This window comes from uncultured Nostoc sp. (assembly GCF_964245575.1).
Taxonomy (GTDB): domain Bacteria; phylum Cyanobacteriota; class Cyanobacteriia; order Cyanobacteriales; family Nostocaceae; genus Nostoc.
In genome coordinates, this window is the sequence record NZ_CAXTNP010000132.1 from 1 (window position 1) to 21,137 (window position 21,137).

Here is a 21,137-nt window from a genome sequence, read left to right on the forward strand (position 1 = left end):
GGATAGAGGAAGAAACTATAACCTGTAACCTATAACCTGTAAGCTATTTCAGGGCTACTTCAGAGATTACGGTTTTTTCTAATGAGGGAATTGCAGCCACCATTGTTGTAGTTGTGGATTCACTCCAACGCACTAACCAAGTAGGTTGTACTCCCAAAAAGATGATGAAAACTGCCAAAATTAAAGCTGGGATTTTCTCAGACCAAAGGACTTTGGGATAGTAGGCGAAGTTATCAAGTCTGCCAAAACAAGTGCGGTTGAGGAGGATGACAAAATAAACTGCGGTTAATCCACTAGCAACTACACACAAAATCGTCGGGATGGGAAAGACAGAGAAACTACCTTGAAAGACAATAAATTCGGCGATGAATCCTGTTAAACCGGGAATACCAGCACTAGCCATACCACTTAAAACTAGTAAAGCGCTAATTAGGGGTAAACCGCGTATGGGACTCATTAAACCATTGAGTTTATCTAACTCGCGCGTACCAACCTTAGATTCTACAACTCCCACCAAGTGGAAGAGGATTGCTAGGATGATACCGTGACTAAACATTTGGGCGACTGCACCAACGAGTGCTAAGGGAGTACTGGCGGCAGCACCTAGCAAGATATAGCCCATGTGACCGACGGAACTGTATGCTACCATGCGCTTGATATCTTTTTGAGCGATCGCAATTACCGCCCCATAGATAGCGCTGATTGCTCCCCAAATTGCCAGAGTCGGTGCAATAATACTCCAAGCATGGGGAAACATACCCAACCCAAATCGCAGCAGTCCATAGGTTCCTAGCTTTGCCAACACACCACCGAGAAGAATGGCAATTGGTGCTGAAGCCTCAACATAAGCATCTGGTAGCCAAGTATGGAAGGGAACCAAGGGAATTTTAATCCCAAAACCTAATACTATCCCTGCTAGTAAAAGGATTTGTTTTGCTGTTGACAGGTTTTCTGTAGAGACTGCATCAAAAGCAAAATTAGTAGAACCACTCAGCCACACCATACCCAAGAATGTTGCCAGAATTAATGCTCCTGAAACAGCAGTATAAATCAGGAATTTAATCCCAGCATAACCCCGTTTTTCCCCTCCCCAAATGGAAATTAGTAAATAGAAAGGGATTAGTTCTAGTTCGTAGAATAGGAAGAATAGTAGCAGATTCTCTGCTAGAAAAGCACCTGCGACTCCTCCACTCACTAATAAAATCATGGAGTAAAACAGCCGGGGGCGTTCAGTTTCTTGACTACTGCTGTAAATAGAAATCCAGGTGAGCAGACTATTTAACACCAACATCAAGATAGAAAGCCCATCAACACCTAATTGATAGCTCAAGCCAAGGGTTTCATTCCAGGGTAAATACTCTTTAAATTGCATCCCTGGATTGCTGATGTCAAATTTTAGCAGGATAAAAAGATTCCAGAAGAGAACTATTCCAGAAAAAATTAATGCTGCTAAACGAATGCGATTCTTAGGGATACTTACAGGTAATATTGCTATGAAAATAGCGGCAAAAATTGGAAGCCAAATCAATACACTTAACATGGTAATTTTGTCCTTTTTCTTTTGTCCTTTGTCCTTCATCTTTGGTCTTTTGCCGTTTATGACTGACTCTTAGCCAATAACCAATGACAAAGGACAAAAAGCTAACTGACTACGCTGATTTTTCCAGTATCTAAATCGTAATAACCACCGACTATTTTCAGCTTTTCTGCTTTGATTAATTCAGATAAAACTGAAGATGATTTCAATTTTTCAACTTGCGCCGCGATATTTGCTTTACAAGCGTTTTCTAACTTATCTCCTGGTTTTCCTTTTGAACTTTCTACACTTGGTTGAATTGCCTCAAGCAAACTTCCAATTCGTCCTGGTACTTGAACACCTTTAATCGCGGCATCTACCGCACCACATCTTTCATGCCCCATTACCATAATGACTTTGGAACCTAATACTAAACTGCCAAATTCTAAGCTACCAATTTGCTGTGTTGTGGCAATATTCCCAGCTATGCGGCAGACAAATAAATCTCCAAGTCCCTGGTCAAAGACAATCTCTGAAGGAACTCGTGAATCCGCACAACCTAAAACAGAAGCAAAGGGCTTTTGACCTTTGGCAACTTCGACCAAACGTGAATAAGTTTGATTGGGATTGCGCCGTTTCCTTTTCACAAACCTATCATTCCCATCTAATAACTCTTGCAGTGCTTTATCAGGGGTAATATCATCTTCTACTGGAGCTTTGTTTTCGGCTGCAAGTAAGTTTGAGCTAAGTCCGGCTGTCAATACACCTGTACCGATCGCACCTGCACCAAATTTGAATAAACTTCTTCTGGAAAGATTTATCTGGGGATGTTGTATGCTCATGGAATTCTTATCAAAATATTAAATTGTTAACTTTTAGTAGGATAGTTACTACTACCCAAGTGTCGAAATTTGAAAAACCAAATTTAAAAACTGGATTCCCCAAAATCGCCAAGTTACCCACATTCCTAAAACACCTACTCCTAAAAGAACGGTTAAGGCATAAAACTGGGTTTGTCCAGAGGTACTGTATTTAAGACCTTCGCCACCTAATAGCGAAAATAAACCAACCAAATTAACGATGCCATCTACTACAAAGCGGTCAATCATATCAGCCAGTTGGGAAATTTTGGCAACTCCAAAAATAATGGTCATCCGATAGATATTGGGAGTGTAAAAATCGTATGCGATTAAGTCTTGTAAACCTTTCCAAGGCAAACGAATCGGTTTAGGAATATTGCTGAAATAAATCACACCAGTGATGCTGCAACCGAAAATACTCGACCAAATTAAAAGCAGTGCGACATCTTTATTGAGAGTTGCCCAATTTGGTAAAAGTGATAAGCTTTGCAACACTAAAGGAAGATGTAGACTGACCCCAAGTAAAATCATCATTGGCAGAATCATTGGCCAGTGTGCTTCAGGCGATCGCTGACTCATTTGTGTAGCTTTACCACCAAAAATTAAACCGAATTCTCTAGTTAAACTCACGGCTGTTAAAGCATTTACCGTTATCACTATTCCCACTAACCAAGGTTGGGTTTCCCATAACCCATCTGCTAGTTCCATCAACGCCCAAAAACTACCTAAAGGTGGAAAACCAATTAATCCCAAAGTCCCGACAATAAAGGCGATCGCAGAAATCGGGCGACGTGTCCACAATCCGCCTAATTGGGTAACATCTTGGGTGATGCTATTCCAAATAATTCCCCCAGTACTCATCACCAACAGGGCTGCGGATATGGCGTGAGTGAGTACTAACAATAGCGCTGCTTCATATTGTTGCACTCCCACAGCGATGAATACTAAACCCATGTATGCGCTGACAGAATAGGATTGGCAGCGTTTAAGATCGATTTGAGCGATCGCAATTAAAGAAGCACCCAACGCTGTCACTACCCCAATGCACACCATAGCCGAGGAAACTATGGGCGAGATGGTTAACACTGGTTGCAATTTAATCAGCACCCATGCACCACTAGCTACTACTACCGAATTCCGCAAAATCGTACTGGGAACGGGGCCTTCCATCGCTTCATCCAACCACAGATGTAGGGGAAACTGGGCACATTTACCCATCGGCCCGGCAATTAAGGCTAAACCTACCAGTGCCATTGTTGTCGGGTTGACGTTAGCAGTAGCCGCCCACTTGGCTAGTTCTGGATAACTCCAAGTTCCGGCTAAGGGCCATAATGCCAAGACGCCCATTAGTAAGAATAAATCTCCTACCCGCTTAGTTAAGAAAGCATCTCTCGCACCTGAGACTACTAACGGCTGGCTAAACCATAAGCCGACTAGTAGGTAGGTTCCCAGCGTCAGGACTTCCAAAATTACATAGCTGAAGAACAAGTTATTACATAGAGCAAGGGCACATAGTCCCGCTTCAAATAATCCTAATAAGGAATAGAAGCGTCCCCATCCCCAATCCATTTCCATGTAGCCGATCGCATAAATCTGCGCCAGCAAATTCAAGCCAGTAATCACAACTAAAGCACTGACACTCACTGAGGATATTTCCAAAGCAATGGTGAGGTCTAAACCAGCTGTCGATAACCAAGGAATAAATACTTCTTGGGCTGGCTGATTCCAAGTTGCTTGTAAGGCGATCGCACTATGTACAAACGCCAAAAATGTCATCACCAAGTTTACATAACCCGCCGGTCTTGGCCCCGTTTTCCGAATGATCCCCGGCGACCAAGGCACGGCTAACAAGCCACCTATTAAGGCATAGCACGGAACTAGCCAAACAGTCTCAAGTAGAAACTGAGCCATCAATTTACCTCTATATTGTCATCAAAAATTTGGGGGTTTGAGTCAACCTACGTTGATCCCAGCTAACCCAGCAATACACTGTAAGACAAATTTATCTTTGTTTTTTTTGTTAAAAACAGCTTACCGTTATATCTGTCAAAAGTGAATTACTTTATTTAAACAAATATAAGATAAATACTCTAAATAAATCTTATACAATAGAGTATTTTATTAATTAATAATAGCTATTGCTTTTTATCTATGAATTAACTATTGGCTTAATCAATAGTCACCATTGATTTTTATTTATTGATATAAATGATAAGAGACGCTAGTGATAGCGTCTCTATAATTCAGCTAAATGTGATTCACACTGCGGTAATTTTGTCAACCTGTGAAAAAACAGAAATAATCGCAGGCGCTTGGTCAAATTGGCTGATAGGGGCGGGTTTCATGTCCCGGTAGTCCAGCAGTTGGACTAAGATGAGATAGGCGATCGCTAAAATGACAGAAATCGCACCTGTAAGAATGGCAATTATTTTCGAGCGGTTCATTAGTAGTTCCTCTAATGCAAGTTATTGTGCTGTGTCTATATCCACATTAATACTTGAGACACAAACCACACACTTAGCGATCGCTTTCGCAAATGTTAAGAAAGATCCAGGTAATGGATAGCCGATGCTTTGGAGAGGCGAGTGTTTGCTCCCAGCAAATACGGGGTGAGGTTGCGACTGTAAGGCGCTCCCCGGTCAAACTAAGCGGGGAGCAATGCTAGAAAGCACTATTAGATTAGACATAGGAGTGAAAAAGAATTGTTTTGACATAGCATTATTACGTCTCTACAAGGGTTCTAGATAACGCATATTTAATTTCTGGAGATGTGTATTAATTTCAGGCTTGCATTCTGCCAAAAATACCTATATTGTCCAGATTCCCAGAGCAGTGTTTATCTTTTGTTGCTATAGGCTCCTATTTTATTGTTTACTCGTTAGTCCAATCCTTTCCCAATAAAGAGAAACTTTTAACCTAGTACTCCTGAAAGCGGGTGCAGTATTGTTAAATGAAAGCTATGCTTAGTTTCAACTTTCAGATACCGTTCTTGCAAGGGTTGCCACTTCTGCCACGACTGGTAACGATTTTCAGTTAACAAAGTAGCAAGGGTAGGCAACTCAGTCTGAATTTCTGACTTGAAGACATCTGTAAGCCAGTCAGTTAAGACAGCACTATCTTGCATCGTACCCAAAATTTCTTGGATATTTTTCACTTCTGTAAGATAAGCTGCGTAAGACTCGCTATATAAGTCAGTAAATAACTCCATCTGGTAGCGTATACGTTTAGCTTCTTTTCGCAAACTGTGAATAATTTCACCTTCTGTTGTTAATTGTTTTTCTATCTTTTCTGGTTTCCATTTTTTCTGGATTATCACTTCTGATTCCACAAATTGCGTGCCAACTAGCCAACCTGGATGCAGTAAGAAGTTACTGACTTCTGGTAAAAGTAAATCTGGTAATATCTGCTGAATGGTAAAAGATGCCAAAGGTTGATAACTGGGTTTCTCTAACCACTTGTCTAATGCATCTTTTAAAGATTTGTAAGATTCATCTTTTAACGTTTTCTGTACACTCGATAGTACATCTTCACGTTGTTTCGCCAAAGCTGTGAAAGCTGTTTGTAGAGATTCCTGTTCTTTGCGGGGTAAGTTTGGTTTGTAATCGTTTTCTAAACTTTCTTTGAGTACGTCTAAATCTCTCAAATTACCAAGACGACGGGCTATTTTACCGATATTTTTATCACTGACTGGTTTTGGTACATCCACCGCTAGTCCAAACCGAGTTACAGCCGTGCGTAGACGACGCATTCCCACTCGCATTTGGTGCAGCGCTTCTGGATCTTCATCTTTCTTTACTGATTTTTCCCACTTCAAGGTTTTCTTAAAGTGTTTTTCAATCGCTTGGTAGGCGTAGTCCCCTAGAGTTTTTACCGTGGGTTCTGTGGCTAATTTCATAATTGATCTTTGATTACTACCTCATGATGTTATTGCATAATAACATCAGTTAAAAATTTGTATTTACTTTTAATATTTTTTCTTCAAAGAGTATTATAAAGTATGCTTATAAGCAATGCTTGCATCCTCTTATAGAAACATCCAATATCTATCAAAGGTCTAAAGAGCAGATTTAGCCTGGCGATTTTATATGTATGATAGTTTATAAAAATATTTAGCATGATATTAGATCATTTATTATGATAGCATCATTTTTTTTGCAATTATAAAATGTCAAACTCAAATTTGCTCAATCAAGTTTTCTTAACTTTTGTAGATAATTTTAAAGAACATAGAGAAGACCTATCAGCAGTGCTGCTAACACACCAGAAATATTTATGGCTGGGGTCAGATGAAACTTCAACTATTGAACGTCTCTCTTTGATTGATACTGATAATTTTACAGATAATCAACAATTTCGGGTAGCAGAATTTATCAATTTACCTGCGCCAGAAGACCAAGAAATTGATATAGAAGGACTTGCTTACACAGATTATTACTTATGGTTTGTTGGTTCTCATAGTTACAAACGCAAAAAACCTAAACCTGATAAAACCGATGCACAAAACTTTAAAAGGCTGACAAAAATTGAATCAGAACCCAACCGTTATCTTTTAGGACGGATTCCTTTGATAGATGGTAAGTTATTCTCATCTTGCCCACATCCCCAAAATCCAGATGTGCAATTGAATGCCGCTAAACTAGAGGTGACGAACCAGGGTAATTTGCTAATGACAGCTTTGGCAGATGACGCCCATTTAGGCTTATTTATCAAGGCTGCAATTGCGGGAAAAGATAACGGCTTTGATATTGAAGGAATAGGGGTTTATCAAAACCGCATTTTTCTGGGTTTGCGCGGCCCTGTATTGCGGGGTTGGGCTGTAGTGCTGGAAATTGAGTTAGAAGATTCTAGCCCTGGAATTCTGAAACTACGGCAAATTGGAGAAGCGAAGGAGTTATATAAAAAGCATTTTATCTGGTTGAATGGTTTGGGAATCCGGGATTTGTGTCTAGATGGAAAAGATTTGTTGATTTTAGCTGGGCCAACGATGGATTTAGATGGGCCCGTGCAAGTTTATCGCTGGATAAATGGCGTTAACTTGCCAGAAAATGTCTTCAGCAATCCAGATTTTGTACAAGATATTCCCTATGGAAATCGGGAAGATCACGCTGAGGGAATGACGCTGTTTCAGGATGTTGCTGGCATACCTTCGCTATTGGTAGTTTATGACTTTATGACTCTCCAGCAAAAACTAGACTGGTGGGTGATAGTGGTGTAATAGGGGATGTGTTTAAGCTGGGCTGATATGAATTTTGGATTTTGGATTTTAGATTTTGGATTATTAAAGGTTAGTGGAGATTGCTTGTACAGGACAGGTGGGGATACACTGTTCGCAGACGATACAACGCGATCGCGTGAATGTGAGTTTGTATGTCTCTGGGTGGAGGGTGAGGGCTTCGGTAGGACAAACCCCAGTACACAAGCCACAGTGGACACACACATCCTCGTCGATCGCAATTTCGCCTAATGTATGAGAAACATTAACATGGCGCGATCGCATCCACTCGATCGCCGCATCTAATTGATCGATGTCTCCCGATAGTTCCACTACCAGTTTGCCAATTTGATTTGGGGCAACTTGAGCGCGGATAATATTGGCGGCGACGTTAAACTCTTTAGCCAGTACGTAAGTGACTGGCATTTGCACGGCGCGTTTTGGGAAGGTGAGTGTTACTCGTTTTTTCACAGGTTTAGCAGAGGGTTTTTCAGTTGTAGCGTATTGGGAGTTTTATAACTCCAAATATCATTACTCAGTTAGAGAATGCAATGCAGTGTCGTAGGGTAGCAAAGCTAGCTGTGCTACCCTACTCTATAGTTTAATTACCTAAAAAACTTTTTGGTCTAGTGAGATTAAAACACCAGCAGTGGTTAGTAAGTAAAAACTAACAAACAGCATCCAATGCTACTAATACCCCTTACTCGTTTTTCCATTGCTCACGAGGTGGTAAAGCGTGATGGTTAGATTTAAATGCACCCGCAGGAGCATAAATATCACTACTCAAAGTCTCTCCCGTCGCAGCGTCGATAATCATTGTGATGGTAGCACGATCAAAGTGACCAACGCGGGGAATTGTAAAATCTGTTAATTCCGTAATCAATTCGTATACTAATCGATTGCTGGATATCTCTGGATTTTCCGACTTTACATCAACCACTTTTTTATCGGTGGCTAGATGTTCACCAAAATGCACAAGTTTTATGGATTTGATGAAAGGTTTTTTGTTGACCCTAGCAAGAATTTTAGCTTCGCCATTTTGGAGGTCGGTTTTACTTCGACTCAGGGACTGCTGGTATACTTCAGAACACCATTAATATTTTCAATTCCTTGCAAGACTGTTGAAGTCCACTGAAGTCTGCCATCTCTTCTTTTACAAGCAGCTTTTAAATAGTTTCCTCTGATGCGGATATTCTGGCAACTGAACTGATAATTGCTAGCTTTACCAGGGTCAGTCACTTGGAAAGTGCCATTATTATTTTCAATCCCCCGTAACTCTATTGAAGTTTTGTTGAACGAACCATTGCTTCGGCTACAACTAGCTGATAGAACGTTTCCAAAAACTGAGATATGGTTACAGCTTTTCTGATAACTGCTAGCTGTAGCATTCGCAGGGTTATTAATTCCTACTAAAGTAGATGTTGCTAAAAGAGCAATTACACTAAATAAATTTCGCTTCATGATTTTACTTCTCTATGCCGACAAATTATTCTACATCTTCAAATAAACTGATTTCGGATGCAATCCGATAATTTTTTGACTCTAGAGGAGGTAAGTTCACGCCCCAACACTGTTGGCGAAAGTGTTACAAGTCATCAGAGAAATTTTTTACTCTAGTTAACCCTATCTAGTAAATGCAGTACTATCCCAGTCACTTATGATGTCCTCTGTTAATGCCGTCCCCAGTTTTCGCGCCCAAATGTCAAAAATATTACTAACATCAAGCGTATTTGTATAAATCTTAAATTAGTGCAAACCTAAAATTTCATAAATCGCCGCTACAATATCCAGATAGAAGTTGCCTTTCACCGCCCGAAATAATTCAAATTTAGAGTCAGGGGCACCAAAAAACGGTCTGATAAACCATCCTAACTGCATACCAACAAAGGCATAAAGCAATAACCAGGATTTTAAAATAGTGGTGCGGGTTTTTTTGCCAACTTCATCTTGTTGAGAAAGTAATTGCATTCCTTCATAAATAAATTTAACGCCAAAAATACCTGTAATGCCAAAAATTAACACATTTAAAAGTTTAAAAAATTGATAATAATCGGGTGTAGTGATCAGAAAAAATAGCGTAACTGGTGCCAAGCTGAATAAAAGTACGCTAATTACTGATACAGATGTGAGCAACACAACGAAATGTTGTTGAATACTGCTACGGGAACCAAACAAAACATTAAAAAAGAACAAAGTGGGAAAACAAATAATTAGTGTTAATAAATAAAATGCTGGAAGTTTTATAGCACCAGATAATGCTTGTGCCCAACTGTGAGATGCGCCGATAATTGCGCCATAAATGGCAAAAAAAATGGAACTAGAGACGAATAGAGAACTGATTTTATTTTGTAATCTTACTCCATGACGAATTTCTTCTAAGAACGCCTGGCGGTCGCGGAGTAAATTAACCAAGACACCCAATTGTTGAATTCCAAACTTTTCCTTGTTCTGCATATTTTTATCTATTGTATATTTTGTGGAATTACTAATGAATATTTAATGGATTCCCAAGAGATAGCCAATAGATTTAATGACACTCAAATAAAAATTACCTTCTCTTTCGCGGAATAGTTGAAAAGCCGAATCAGGTGTGCCAAAAAATGGTCTGAGAGTCCATCCTAACTGACTGCCTACGAAAGCGTAAAGAAATAGCCAAAATTGTAAAATCTTCTGGCGTGTCTTGCTACCTTCATTATCTTGTTCTAAAACTAAACTCGTAGCTTGATATAAAGACGAAACACCAATAAATCCAGTTATGGCAAAGATGAAGACATTTAACAGAATTAAAAATTGGTAATTCTTCGTGGTAATTAAGAAAAACAGTGTGATTGGTGCAAAGCTAAATAAAAGTACGCTCGTGACTGAAACCGCAGTTAATACTAATGCTAAATGCTGTGCAAAAGTCCGCTTGGAACCAAAAATAACATTAGCAAAGTACAACGTCGGGATACAAATTAGGAGTGTAATTAAATAAAGGGCTGGAAGTTTAATGGCGGAAGACAAAGCTTGCATCCAACTATGGTATGCACCAATGATTCCGCCATAAGCAGCAATAAATAAGGAACTACAAACTAGCAGAGAAATGATTTTATTTGGTAATCTCGTACCTTGGCGAATTTCCTCTAGAAAACCTTGGCGATCGCGCAGGAATCCAATCAGCACCGCAAAGTATTTGATTCTTAAAGATTTGCGTTCAATCATGTTATCCTCACACAGCTAAAATTCTAAGTTTCATCTGAGTAATCACCGCCAGAACCATACTTCCAGGCATCAATCAAACGATGCCAATAATATTGTTGTTCTTTTGGTTGATTCTTAATCCATGTTTCTAGCATTGGACTTAGCCAAAAGAAGGCAGTGTACACACCTAAATTACTGTAATGTAACATCCAATCTAACAAACTTGCCAAACCTACTTGCGGAATTATCTTGGCAACTAATACAGGATGATCTAAACCAGTTTTTAACAGTGTTTGTGTTAGTGCCGAAAACTGCACTATATCCTGTAAAAATGGTTTTAGCACTGGTGTACCCAACTGTTGCATTTCCTGAAATACCGCCGAGAGTAGTTGGTTAATTTGATCTGGGGCTATTTTCTGATTTACACCAACACTCATCGCCTTTTGAAACAACCAGGTAACAGTCAAACTTGGCTGATAGGGTTGCAGTAGTGCTAAGTCCTTTGCAGATAATTGTTCTGTTTCCAGTGCTTCGTAAATGCCAAACGTTAAACGCTTCAGGTGACGCACCATTGCCCCAAAACCACCAAAACTCAAGGGAGATTGACTACCACTGCTATCTCCGGCTGGTAGAATACGACTCCAAGGGGTTTTGATGGGGCTTTGGCGATAGGTGGGAAAGAAACCAAATAGCGCTCGTTGAAATTTCAGTTTGCTCAACTCCACTCCCTGATATTCTGGTAAAAGACGCAGATATTCCTCAAATAGAGCTTCTAAACTCAAGCGTTGGGGATGTGCATCCATGTAAGTAAACAAGTAAGTTGTTCTGCCATCCCTGGCTGGGAACGCTTCCCAGAAGTACTGACATTGATTCTGCAAAGATGTAAATGATAATAACAAGTCGCCTGAGTTATTTTCCGCAAAACCTTGGGCGCAACTTCCGACAACTAAGCACAGTGCATCTGGTTTTTTGCCTTGACGTGCTTGTTGAGTGATCGGTGAAAGATGTCCCATTGCGTCGATTAACAACCGAGTTTTGAATTGGTTATTTACCATCACCCCATCTGGATGAACCACTGCTTCCGTAAAGGGTGTGTTTTCTAACAACTTTCCACCTGCGGCGAGAAATCGGGTTTTCAAAGTAGCTAGTAGATAAACTGGATCTACGCCGATATTCAAAACATCCTCTACCCAAACTTCTGTACCGCCAGCAAAACTAACTTGCGCTGGGTTATATTGAGTGGCGATCGCACTCTCTAATTCTTCCTCTGTTAGTAAGTTTAATTCCACAAACACATCTAATTCTTTGCGAGAAATATTCCACTCTTGTTCCCTCCCCTGCAAAATACCCCGTTCCATCAACGCCACCCGCAGTCCCTTCACCGCTAAGGTGCAACCAATTAAAATACCTAAAGTGCCACCGCAGATAAGTACATCGAAGTCTGCAACTCCTAAAGGCTGTTGGCTTTCTTTAACTAACGTTGGTACAGGTGCGGTGTTTTCGCGCACAGATGTTAAGATGCGATCGCCTTGGCGCAACCCTCCTAAAACATCGCCGGGTAATTGGGAAAGAATTTTTTCAGTTAAAGACATTTTGGAAAAACTTAACTCTACATTCCAAAATTACCTGAGAATGAAGAAAGTAGATACGATATTATTTATGGAGAGCTACGAGCGTGGTCAACAATAATAATCAAATACTACCATTACCCTCAGAGGTTGACAGAGAAGAGTTAGAAGGCGTTGTGCAGGTGTTAGCAAACGTAACTAAGCTCCCTGTTGAAGTGGTTAAGCCACATTTAGATGCATTGCTTGAGCAGTTGATGAAATCAAAACAGGAGCAGCCATTTTACAAAACTGCAACGGCTCTTGAGTGGATAACAGCTTTTCGGGAATGGGCAGAGAGCCATAGGCGAGATACGCCCTTACTATCAGAGTATGCTTTAAGTCGGGCAGGAATATACGATGATGAGGAGTCCGAAGATATTTAAGTGACTTATCTTGTCGATACCAACTTATTGCTACTAAGCGTACAGCCACACCACCCAATGTATGCAGATACACTGAACGCAATTTCAGCTTTACGAGGAGCAGAGTTAGAGCTTTTTATTACCTCGCAAAACCTCATAGAGTTTTGGCGAAGTGCAACACGACCTGCCCAAAGGAACGGCTTAGGCTTAACCATAGCTGAAGCTAGGACGGAACTGGAGCGCTTAGAAGGTTTCTTCTTGGTACTGCCAGATGTACCTGAGATTTATCCAGAGTGGAAGCGATTAATTTTACAGTATGGGGTAATGAGGGTAAATGTCCACGATGCTAGGCTTGTAGCCTCAATGTTAGTCAACGGGCTAACCCATATCTTAACTTTCAACGTTAGGGACTTTAACCGCTACGCTTCTGAAGTCACCCCTGTGAACCCAACTAGCTTTACACCACTATCTTCTGAGAGCTAATTGGGTTGTCACCTTGCACTTTTTCTTCTATTCTTTAATGTCTGGTTTCTCGGAATCCGGTGAATCAGGTAACTGATTGACGTCCTCGGAGATTTTGAGCAAAAAAGTCTAAAGTTATGTTTCACTTTACAGAGGTGAGCAAATTTTACTACACGCTGACCCCTGTAAATTCAGAAATCGTTAGATATTTTTCATTAACAGAGTTCAAAAACTCGTCGCGGATGTTCAGAGGCTGATTGTTAAACTAACGTGAGTTCGACAGATCGCATGGCATCCACATAATTAGTCGAATAAAAAGACCTCTAAGAGGTTTTACTACATAAAATCTGTCCCTCTTGCCCATCGGAGAGGGACAGAGTTGAACTTTAGTTCAAGGCAAGGAGAGGTTCGTCTAACTCACGCAAAATTATCCTAAATCGAATAATTTTGCGATCGCAAGCAATAATTTATTACCCGCTTCAAATAGGGAAGCGATCGCAGGTATAGCGCTTCCTAATCATACAAGGTACAATCTTAGCCCTCTTCCGAATTCGCGGCAGCAGCCCAATGAAAGAGCATTTCCTGGTTTTACCTGTAAACGAGATTTACGAGATTTTAAAATGATTTAGAGATAAATAAAGACGGGTTGCAGCCCGTCTAAATAGCTTGAAAGTGCAAATACACCTTGTATAGGATTGAAAATAACACAGTTATGTCTAAATCAGTCATAGTAAAGGTTACAGTTACTGGATACAAAAGCTCCTCTAATGTGTTGTCAGAGTGGCTAAATTGTATGTAAATTCAACCAGCAGCCAAGATGAAGGTTTATAAACGTCAAATATGAATGTTTTACTTCTATACCCCCGTTTTCCAAAAAGTTTTTGGTCTTTTGAAAAAACACTGGCTTTATTAGACCGTAAAGCAATGCTACCGCCTTTAGGCTTAGTAACTGTAGCCGCGATATTACCTCAACAATGGGAGTATAAGTTAGTAGATCGAAATGTTCGCGTCTGTACGGAAGCAGAGTGGGCTTGGGCAGATTTGGTTATTATGTCGGCGATGATTGTGCAAAAAGAGGATTTACTCTCTCAGATATTAGAAGCAAAACGCAGAGGTAAACGGGTAGCTGTGGGTGGCCCTTTCCCGACAGCCCTACCAGATGAAATGACATCCGCCGGAGCAGATTACTTAATATTGGACGAAGGGGAAATCACCCTACCCTTATTTGTAGCAGCGATCGCACGGGGCGATCGCACAGGCATTTTTCGCTCTGGCGGTGAAAAACCCGATGTTACCAATACTCCAACTCCTCGCTTTGACTTGCTAGAATTTGAAGCATACGCGGAGATGTCAGTGCAATTTTCCCGTGGATGTCCCTTCCAGTGTGAATTCTGCGACATTATTGTGCTATACGGTCGCAAACCCCGCACCAAAAACCCAGAACAACTATTAGCAGAACTAGATTATCTGTATAAACTGGGTTGGCGACGCAGTATTTTTATGGTGGATGACAACTTCATCGGTAATAAGCGGAATGTCAAATTATTTTTGAAGTCTCTTCTGCCCTGGATGGTAGAACATAACTATCCCTTTTCCTTTGCCACAGAGGCTTCAGTTGATTTAGCCCAAGATCAAGAACTGATGGATTTGATGGTAGCGTGTAATTTTGGAGCCGTTTTTCTGGGAATTGAAACCCCAGACGAAGAAAGTCTCACTTTCACTCAGAAATACCAAAATACCAGAGACTCGCTCAGTGAGGCGGTAAATAGAATTACCCGCTCAGGGTTGCGAGTCATGGCAGGCTTTATCATTGGGTTTGATGGCGAGAAAGTAGGAGCCGGCGCACGAATTGTCAAGTTTGTCGAGGAAACAGCAATTCCCACTGCCTTATTTAGTATGCTGCAAGCACTTCCAGATACAGCGCTTTGGCATAGATTAGAAAAGGAAGGACGACTCCGCAATAAATCAGCCAATATCAACCAAACCACGTTGATGAACTTTGTCCCAACTCGACCTTTAGAAGACATCGCTCGTGAATATGTGCAGGCGTTTTGTGATTTGTATGAGCCAGAGCGGTTTTTGGAGCGTACATACAAACATTTCCGGCTTTTGGGCGAAGCAACCTACCCGAAAAAGGGCAAAGCTGCCAAGAAACCATTGAACTGGAAAGTACTCCGAGCGTTTCTGATCATTTGCTGGCGCCAAGGTGTCCGTCGTCAAACGCGCTGGCAATTCTGGCGCAACTTGTGGAACATGTATCAGCATAATCCGGGTGGGGTGAGTAGCTACTTAGCTGTTTGTGCCCAAATTGAGCATTTCTTGGAGTATCGCCAAATTGTCCGGGATGAAATTGAGGCTCAAGTCGCTGGATTTTTGGAAGCAGAAGCTAGGGTAAAACTTGAAGCACAAGTGATGGTTAATTCGTAGCCAATTAAAGAAAAGTAATACCTTGCAATGTTAATGCGTGCCCTGACAATGCCAATGCAATACCTTGCAATGTTAATGCGTGCCCTGACAATGCCAATGCAATACCTTGCAATGTTAATGCGTGCCCTTGCAATGCCAATGCATCGGCCGCATTGTTAATGCGTGCCCTCGCAATGCCAATGCATCGGCCGCATTATTAATGCGTACCCTTGCAATCAGGACTTACGCAGCGATGATTGGTCATTGCCTTCGCCTTTGGCGTTCCCGTAGGGTACGAAACGCATTGTAGTGTTCGCGTAGCGTCTCTAAAAGTTGCAATCCCAGTCTTGATAAGATTGCTTTGCTCGCAATGACGGAAATACGTTACCTTTGCGTAAGTCCTGGCAATGCCAATGCGTCGGCCGCATGTGTTAATGCGTTCCCTAGATTAAAAACGCTACGCTTTTACGTAAAACTGAAAAGGCTTTAAGATTTCAGATTTTATAAACAAACAGGCTTTGGCAGAAGGGATAAAAGCATTCATCAATAGAATCTTTAAGCATACCCTTTTGAGTGCAGCCAGAAATCTCTCGTCAAAGTTTTATCAAGGAGCCGAAGTCAAACACTTAATGATTCCTCTCCACATGACGTGATGACTGCGGCTTGATTTCCGTCCCTTTTTGAAGACAGACAAACTAAACTGTACTTAGTTAGTTGCGTTGTAACCTGACATAACAAGGCAATCCAAGCTGCATTACCATCAGTCTCTTTCTTTAGTAGGATTGACAGTAGCGAATAAAAATGCTCGACGTTGATAGGTTTGTTACCTTTTATTGTATTTTATTGATAAATATACCCACCTTCAACTAACGTCCTAGCATCAGGACGCGGATGAGGCGTTGTATCAGTTGCGAATAAATAAAAAGTTCGTTCTGGAAATTTTCCTCCTTTTTATTGAGTATATAATCACACAAAAGATAGAGGTATTAACTGACTTAATTTCATTATTATCAACAATGCATAAAGAAAGATTATAGAAAGGAGTGGGTTATTAGCATCCAACTACCACAGAATGTCGTCATTCCAAAATGGCATGATTCCAACATGACTCTGGATCTCAAACGTGCCACAGAAATTGCTGATTATTGTGCAAATAATGCCAGTGTAATAGATTACAATGGTGCTTTTCCCAAGCAAGAGTTTGAGTTAATTGCTAAGGCTGGGTTGTTGGCTGCACCATTGGCGAAAGAATTAGGCGGATGGGGTGCAGGAATAGATGCTAGTGTTATCTACGAGCTTCTAATACTATTAAAACAGATAGGGCATGGCAATCTGGCAGTTGGGCGAATTTATGAAGGACATATCAACGCCCTGCAACTGATTCAGACCTTTGGTACTGGAGAACAAATCACAAGATATGCTCGCGATGCGCGTGAGCGTCATAAAATATTTGGCGTTTGGAATGCCGAAGCCTCAGATGGTGTCAAGATAATTGCTTGTGAGAATGGACGTTATCGGTTGGAAGGTTCTAAAACGTTTTGTACTGGTGCAGGGTATGTTGAACGTCCTTTCGTTAATGGAGTATTGCCAGACGGCGGTTGGCAAATATGCATTGTGCCGATGGACGAAGTTACAACAGTTAGTGACCCAAGTTGGTGGCAACCTTCTGGGATGCGAGCTACTGCTAGTTACAAAGTGGATTTTAGCGGTGTAGAGTTGGATCAGAGCGCCTTAATTGGCCAACCAGGAGATTACTATCGACAGCCCTGGTTATCTGTTGGGGTGATTCGGTTTGCTGCTGTGCAACTAGGTGGGGCAGAAGCAGTGTTTAACCTGACTCGGCAGTATCTCCAAGAGTTGGAATATACAAACGATCCATATCAAAAAGAACGACTGGGCAGAATGGCGATCGCCATTGAAAGTGGTAATCTCTGGCTGCGGGGGGCTGCGGATAAGGTAGCAGCGTATGCACCTATATTTGGTGGCTATCCCACAGTTGTCCACCCGCAAGCAGACCAACTCGTTGCCTATGCAAACATGGTGAGGACAGCAATTGAACAAATTTGCATTGATGTAATGCAGTTGTGCGAACGTTCTGTTGGGACTCGTGGCTTAATGCCACCAAATCCGATGGAACGCATCATTCGAGATTTAACTCTATATCTGCGCCAACCTGCTTTTGATGCAGCCTTGGCAAATGTAGGGCAGTATGTCTTGGGTGAAAGTAATCCTGCTAATTTACTTTGGAATGATGAATAAATCTGGCTTGATTAGATTACCACTAAGCAATCCTAGTGTTTTACCTTGGCGTTCAATTAATGAACTCACTTGTAGTCCCGCACTAATCGTCGCACCCCATCCTGATGATGAGACGTTAGGTTGTGGGGGTGCGATCGCTCTGTTACGGTCTTTAAATTGTGATGTGCAAGTTTTAGTCATCAGTGATGGTACACTTTCACACCCTCGTTCTCTGAAATATCCCGCAGATAAACTCCGGGAATTGCGGGAAGCGGAAACGCTATCAGCAATGAAATTGCTAGGTGTAGAGGGAAATGCTGTCAGTTTCTGGAGAATACAAGATGGGTCAATTACAACACAGTATGAAAGTGCAGTAGCTAGTTGTCGTGCTTATATCACAGAAGTCGCCCCACAAATTATCTTTTTACCGTGGCGATATGACCCTCACGCAGACCACCGAGCGACGTGGAAGTTAATTAAAGCAGCGCTAGATGATTTGCACTTATCCCCCCGATTGATTGAATATCCTATTTGGGATTGGGACTGGAAGCAACGGGGGAGTTTGCCAGCATCTCTGGAAGTGACAACCTGGCGGTTAAATATTAGCGCAGTAGCGGAGTTGAAACAACAAGCGATCGCTGCTTATCGTTCCCAAATTACAAACTTAATTGACGATGACCCGGAAGGCTTTCGCCTGACTCCGGAAATGTTAGCGAACTTCACTCGTCCTTGGGAAGTTTATATAGAGGAAAACCTATGAACCCGTCACAATCTGATTCTTTACCACCCAGCTACTTCGATAAACTCTACAGCGAAAACCCCGACCCGTGGAAGTTCGAGACGAGTGAATACGAAGCTAACAAATATGCTGCCACAATCGCAGCTTTACCTAAAGAGCGCTATCGCTCTGCCTTTGAAATCGGCGGTTCCATTGGCGTTTTAACTGAGAAATTGCAAAAGCGTTGTGACTCACTCCTCTCGGTTGATGTATCAAAACTGGCGCAGGATAAAGCAAAAGAGCGCTGTCAGCATCTCTCCAATGTTAAGTTCCAGATTATGCCTGTCCCAGAGCAATATCCTGATGAAATGTTTGATTTGACCTTGATTTCGGAAGTTGGTTATTACTGGAGTTGGGAAGACCTGAAAAAAGTACAGCAGTGTATTTTAGAACACTTGGAACCTGGAGGACATCTACTTTTAGTTCATTGGACACTCTATGTCCCTAATTATCCATTGAGCGGAGATGAAGTTCATGACTCGTTTTTTGAGTTGACCCAGAATAAACTGCGGCATTTAAAAGGTCAACGTGAGGAAGAATATCGACTTGATTTATTCGAGCGAGTCTGAGAAATAAAATGATTCTTATTTTTTGGTGTTTAGTTTTACCTTTTGGAAGAAACGGCTTTGAATCTCCCTAAGCGTTATTGTAGGCGAACTCCAAAAAATCAATTATCCAATTTATCGAATCAAAAGGACTTTTCCTCCCCCTGCTCTCTGCTACCTAAAAAGCAATGGGATATTTTTATTTTGAAGCGTTGCCCTACTTTCGGGTAACGCTTCCCCTTAGCAATTACTGACGCAAACTTTTAAGACGCAAGCGCAAATCCCCAATTGCTTGTTTGATATCCACGTCTTTCCAGCGCGAAGCCCAAGTTTGTTCTTCTTGCTGGCGTTCTTCGACTAGTTCAAACAACTCACCAAAGGAATAAGGTTGCGTTAATTTCTCGACAAGCCATTGGGCTGAAACTCCCAGCATCTCTGCCAAAGATGCGACGCTGGGATGATTTGGCTGATCGCCATTGAGAGCGCAGCACCACATCACTCGTAATTGGCGACGTGCAACAAAACGAGTTTCGATAGCCGCCGCTGACTCCACTAAAAATGATTGCTGTTGCCGTCCCATTTCTGCCCACTGACTTAACTGGTTCGCCATACCAATGCTAGCGCGTCCGATTTGTCTTGCCGAAGTTATTACTTGCACTAACGGACTGTGGCGAAAACGAGCGTTTACTCGCACTAAAGCCCGATAAAACGCTACATCTTCAAGAGTCTGTACTGGCGGTAAGCCTCCTGCTAGTGCGTACATTTCTGCTGTCACTGCCAAACTTGCTCCATAGTGTTGATAGTGGCGAGGAAAGCTGTCATAATGGTCGGGCTCGAGGTAAGTTTCTAACTGTGCAATTAAATAACGGTAGCCTACATAGCGCAGATAACAAGCTCTGGTGTAGGGGTCTAGATTGGAGCGCTCGGCGCGATCAGTGAGAATTCGCCCACCTACAGCATCAGCACCACAAGTAATTTCGTACAGGTTGGCAGCAATCCAAGTTGGGCTTACTTGCGAGTCTCCATCAGTTGAAGCAATTACCCCCCTTGTGCGTCCTAAACTAGACAAACGGCGATATGCTTCATCCATCAAAATCTGACGCACTCGACCAATATAGGCTTCTGCAGGTGGCAGAGTTTTTTCAACTACATGCAGTGCTATATCTGGATGTTGCCCCGCGAAACTCCGGGCTATAGCTGCTGAATCATCGCTACAATTATTTGCCAACAAAATTATTTCGTAGCGTTTGGGATCTAAAAGCTGTCCTTCTAAATCAACTTGATGTATCAAGGCAGTAAGGGTTGCTGCCAACATCTGAGCTTCATTGCGAACTGGAACAATTACACAAACTTCACAATGCGGTGAAGGCGGTATTTGGACTAAAGTTTGAGAAAAGTCTTTCTCAAGTTGTACAGACGAAAAGTCAGCAACGAAGAGTAAGCGCTTACTTTCCATAAAAACCATTTTTCCATCTCCATGAACAGCCACACAGTATATTCATCTGCAATCAGAAATTATCAATATTTGTAATACTATTTTGGATGTTCTCTCATTTACTTGGAATCTACCTACAGTCAGTAGAGGGAAAACAGATTGAAAACTTTTGGAATTTGACGAAATTATAAGGGTTTGGGCCAATGCTTTAAGCTGACAAAAGCGTTGGTTTGCGATCGCCGCATAGAAACACTTCGCTCTGCTGCCCTTCATCATCGTCAGCATGGACTAGCAGATATTGTAAGTGAACATTATGCAGCTAGTCACTGGGTAGGAACTTTTGCTGTTTACCTCCTAACGAATCGTGGCTTGCAAAGGCAAATTGTTTAAACAGCCTGGGCGATCTAAGCTTGACTTTATCCATTTTTTGGCAACTATCAATTTGACGCTGAAACCTTTGCGTTACGGTAGTTTTACTTTTTCGATATTATAGAGAGTTGAGCCTTTTTACTCGACAGTTGAGCCTTTTTACTCGG

At 41.6% G+C, this 21,137-nt stretch carries 19 protein-coding genes and 1 pseudogene; 8 read left to right on the forward strand and 12 right to left on the reverse strand.

Going from position 1 to position 21,137, the window contains the following annotated elements; all coding sequences use genetic code 11:
* Positions 1-43: 43 nt before the first annotated feature.
* From ACFFAP_RS20720 to ACFFAP_RS20740, 5 genes are all read right to left on the reverse strand, one after another.
* Positions 44-1,540, reverse strand: a complete 1,497-nt coding sequence (locus ACFFAP_RS20720) for an NADH-quinone oxidoreductase subunit M (RefSeq protein WP_375512992.1) — start codon at positions 1,538-1,540, stop codon at positions 44-46.
* A gap of 101 nt (positions 1,541-1,641) precedes the next feature.
* Entirely contained in the window at positions 1,642-2,358 is a 717-nt protein-coding gene (locus ACFFAP_RS20725; protein ID WP_375512975.1) for a carbonic anhydrase, read from the reverse strand.
* A gap of 51 nt (positions 2,359-2,409) precedes the next feature.
* Complete coding sequence (locus tag ACFFAP_RS20730) at positions 2,410-4,287, reverse strand: NAD(P)H-quinone oxidoreductase subunit F (RefSeq protein WP_375512976.1); 1,878 nt, start codon at positions 4,285-4,287, stop codon at positions 2,410-2,412.
* A 347-nt stretch (positions 4,288-4,634) separates the two neighbouring features.
* Positions 4,635-4,820, reverse strand: a complete 186-nt coding sequence (locus ACFFAP_RS20735; RefSeq protein WP_375512977.1) for a hypothetical protein — start codon at positions 4,818-4,820, stop codon at positions 4,635-4,637.
* Positions 4,821-5,287: 467 nt separating this feature from the next.
* Positions 5,288-6,271 (reverse strand): CHAD domain-containing protein, encoded by a 984-nt coding sequence (locus ACFFAP_RS20740; RefSeq protein ID WP_375512978.1) that lies wholly within the window; start codon positions 6,269-6,271, stop codon positions 5,288-5,290.
* 270 nt (positions 6,272-6,541) lie between these two features.
* Between ACFFAP_RS20740 and ACFFAP_RS20745 the strand changes: the two are divergent.
* Positions 6,542-7,617 (forward strand): annotated as a pseudogene (locus tag ACFFAP_RS20745) (DUF3616 domain-containing protein).
* Positions 7,618-7,654: 37 nt separating this feature from the next.
* Here ACFFAP_RS20745 and ACFFAP_RS20750 read toward each other — a convergent pair.
* The 6 genes from ACFFAP_RS20750 to ACFFAP_RS20775 all read right to left on the reverse strand — a co-directional run bounded on the left by ACFFAP_RS20750 (position 7,655) and on the right by ACFFAP_RS20775 (position 12,360).
* Positions 7,655-8,059 (reverse strand): NIL domain-containing protein, encoded by a 405-nt coding sequence (locus tag ACFFAP_RS20750; protein ID WP_109009783.1) that lies wholly within the window; start codon positions 8,057-8,059, stop codon positions 7,655-7,657.
* Between the two features lie 229 nt (positions 8,060-8,288).
* Positions 8,289-8,564, reverse strand: a complete 276-nt coding sequence (locus tag ACFFAP_RS20755; RefSeq protein WP_375512979.1) for a hypothetical protein — start codon at positions 8,562-8,564, stop codon at positions 8,289-8,291.
* Between the two features lie 86 nt (positions 8,565-8,650).
* Entirely contained in the window at positions 8,651-9,049 is a 399-nt protein-coding gene (locus ACFFAP_RS20760; RefSeq protein ID WP_375512980.1) for a CVNH domain-containing protein, read from the reverse strand.
* A gap of 285 nt (positions 9,050-9,334) precedes the next feature.
* Positions 9,335-10,042 carry an actin-binding WH2 domain-containing protein gene (locus ACFFAP_RS20765; RefSeq protein WP_375512981.1) on the reverse strand — a complete coding sequence of 236 codons (708 nt, stop codon included), beginning with the start codon at positions 10,040-10,042 and terminating at the stop codon, positions 9,335-9,337.
* A gap of 42 nt (positions 10,043-10,084) precedes the next feature.
* Positions 10,085-10,789 (reverse strand): actin-binding WH2 domain-containing protein, encoded by a 705-nt coding sequence (locus ACFFAP_RS20770; RefSeq protein WP_375512982.1) that lies wholly within the window; start codon positions 10,787-10,789, stop codon positions 10,085-10,087.
* Positions 10,790-10,812: 23 nt separating this feature from the next.
* Positions 10,813-12,360 (reverse strand): FAD-binding oxidoreductase, encoded by a 1,548-nt coding sequence (locus tag ACFFAP_RS20775; RefSeq protein WP_375512983.1) that lies wholly within the window; start codon positions 12,358-12,360, stop codon positions 10,813-10,815.
* An 83-nt stretch (positions 12,361-12,443) separates the two neighbouring features.
* Here ACFFAP_RS20775 and ACFFAP_RS20780 point away from each other — a divergent pair, with 83 nt between their 5' ends.
* From ACFFAP_RS20780 to ACFFAP_RS20805, 6 genes are all read left to right on the forward strand, one after another.
* On the forward strand, positions 12,444-12,758 hold the full coding sequence (locus tag ACFFAP_RS20780) for a hypothetical protein (protein ID WP_375512984.1): 315 nt from the start codon (positions 12,444-12,446) through the stop codon (positions 12,756-12,758).
* A complete protein-coding gene (locus ACFFAP_RS20785; RefSeq protein WP_375512985.1) occupies positions 12,759-13,220 on the forward strand; it encodes a type II toxin-antitoxin system VapC family toxin in 462 nt (153 codons plus the stop codon). It begins immediately after the preceding gene.
* 819 nt (positions 13,221-14,039) lie between these two features.
* Positions 14,040-15,626 carry a B12-binding domain-containing radical SAM protein gene (locus ACFFAP_RS20790; RefSeq protein WP_375512986.1) on the forward strand — a complete coding sequence of 529 codons (1,587 nt, stop codon included), beginning with the start codon at positions 14,040-14,042 and terminating at the stop codon, positions 15,624-15,626.
* 1,083 nt (positions 15,627-16,709) lie between these two features.
* On the forward strand, positions 16,710-17,864 hold the full coding sequence (locus ACFFAP_RS20795; RefSeq protein WP_375512987.1) for an acyl-CoA dehydrogenase family protein: 1,155 nt from the start codon (positions 16,710-16,712) through the stop codon (positions 17,862-17,864).
* Positions 17,854-18,603: a PIG-L deacetylase family protein gene (locus ACFFAP_RS20800; RefSeq protein WP_375512988.1), complete on the forward strand. Its 750-nt coding sequence runs from the start codon at positions 17,854-17,856 to the stop codon at positions 18,601-18,603. The genes ACFFAP_RS20795 and ACFFAP_RS20800 overlap by 11 nt, the downstream gene beginning before the upstream one ends.
* The gene (locus ACFFAP_RS20805) at positions 18,600-19,190 is read left to right on the forward strand and encodes a class I SAM-dependent DNA methyltransferase (protein ID WP_375512989.1); all 591 of its coding nucleotides are present in this window, start codon (positions 18,600-18,602) and stop codon (positions 19,188-19,190) included. Before ACFFAP_RS20800 ends, ACFFAP_RS20805 begins: the two co-directional genes overlap by 4 nt.
* 223 nt (positions 19,191-19,413) lie before the next feature.
* Here the strand turns inward: ACFFAP_RS20805 and ACFFAP_RS20810 are convergent, their stop codons facing one another.
* Complete coding sequence (locus tag ACFFAP_RS20810; protein WP_375512990.1) at positions 19,414-20,622, reverse strand: glycosyltransferase family A protein; 1,209 nt, start codon at positions 20,620-20,622, stop codon at positions 19,414-19,416.
* A 174-nt stretch (positions 20,623-20,796) separates the two neighbouring features.
* Between ACFFAP_RS20810 and ACFFAP_RS20815 the strand changes: the two genes are divergently transcribed.
* A complete protein-coding gene (locus tag ACFFAP_RS20815) occupies positions 20,797-20,991 on the forward strand; it encodes a DUF2891 family protein (protein WP_375512991.1) in 195 nt (64 codons plus the stop codon).
* Positions 20,992-21,137: the final 146 nt, after the last annotated feature.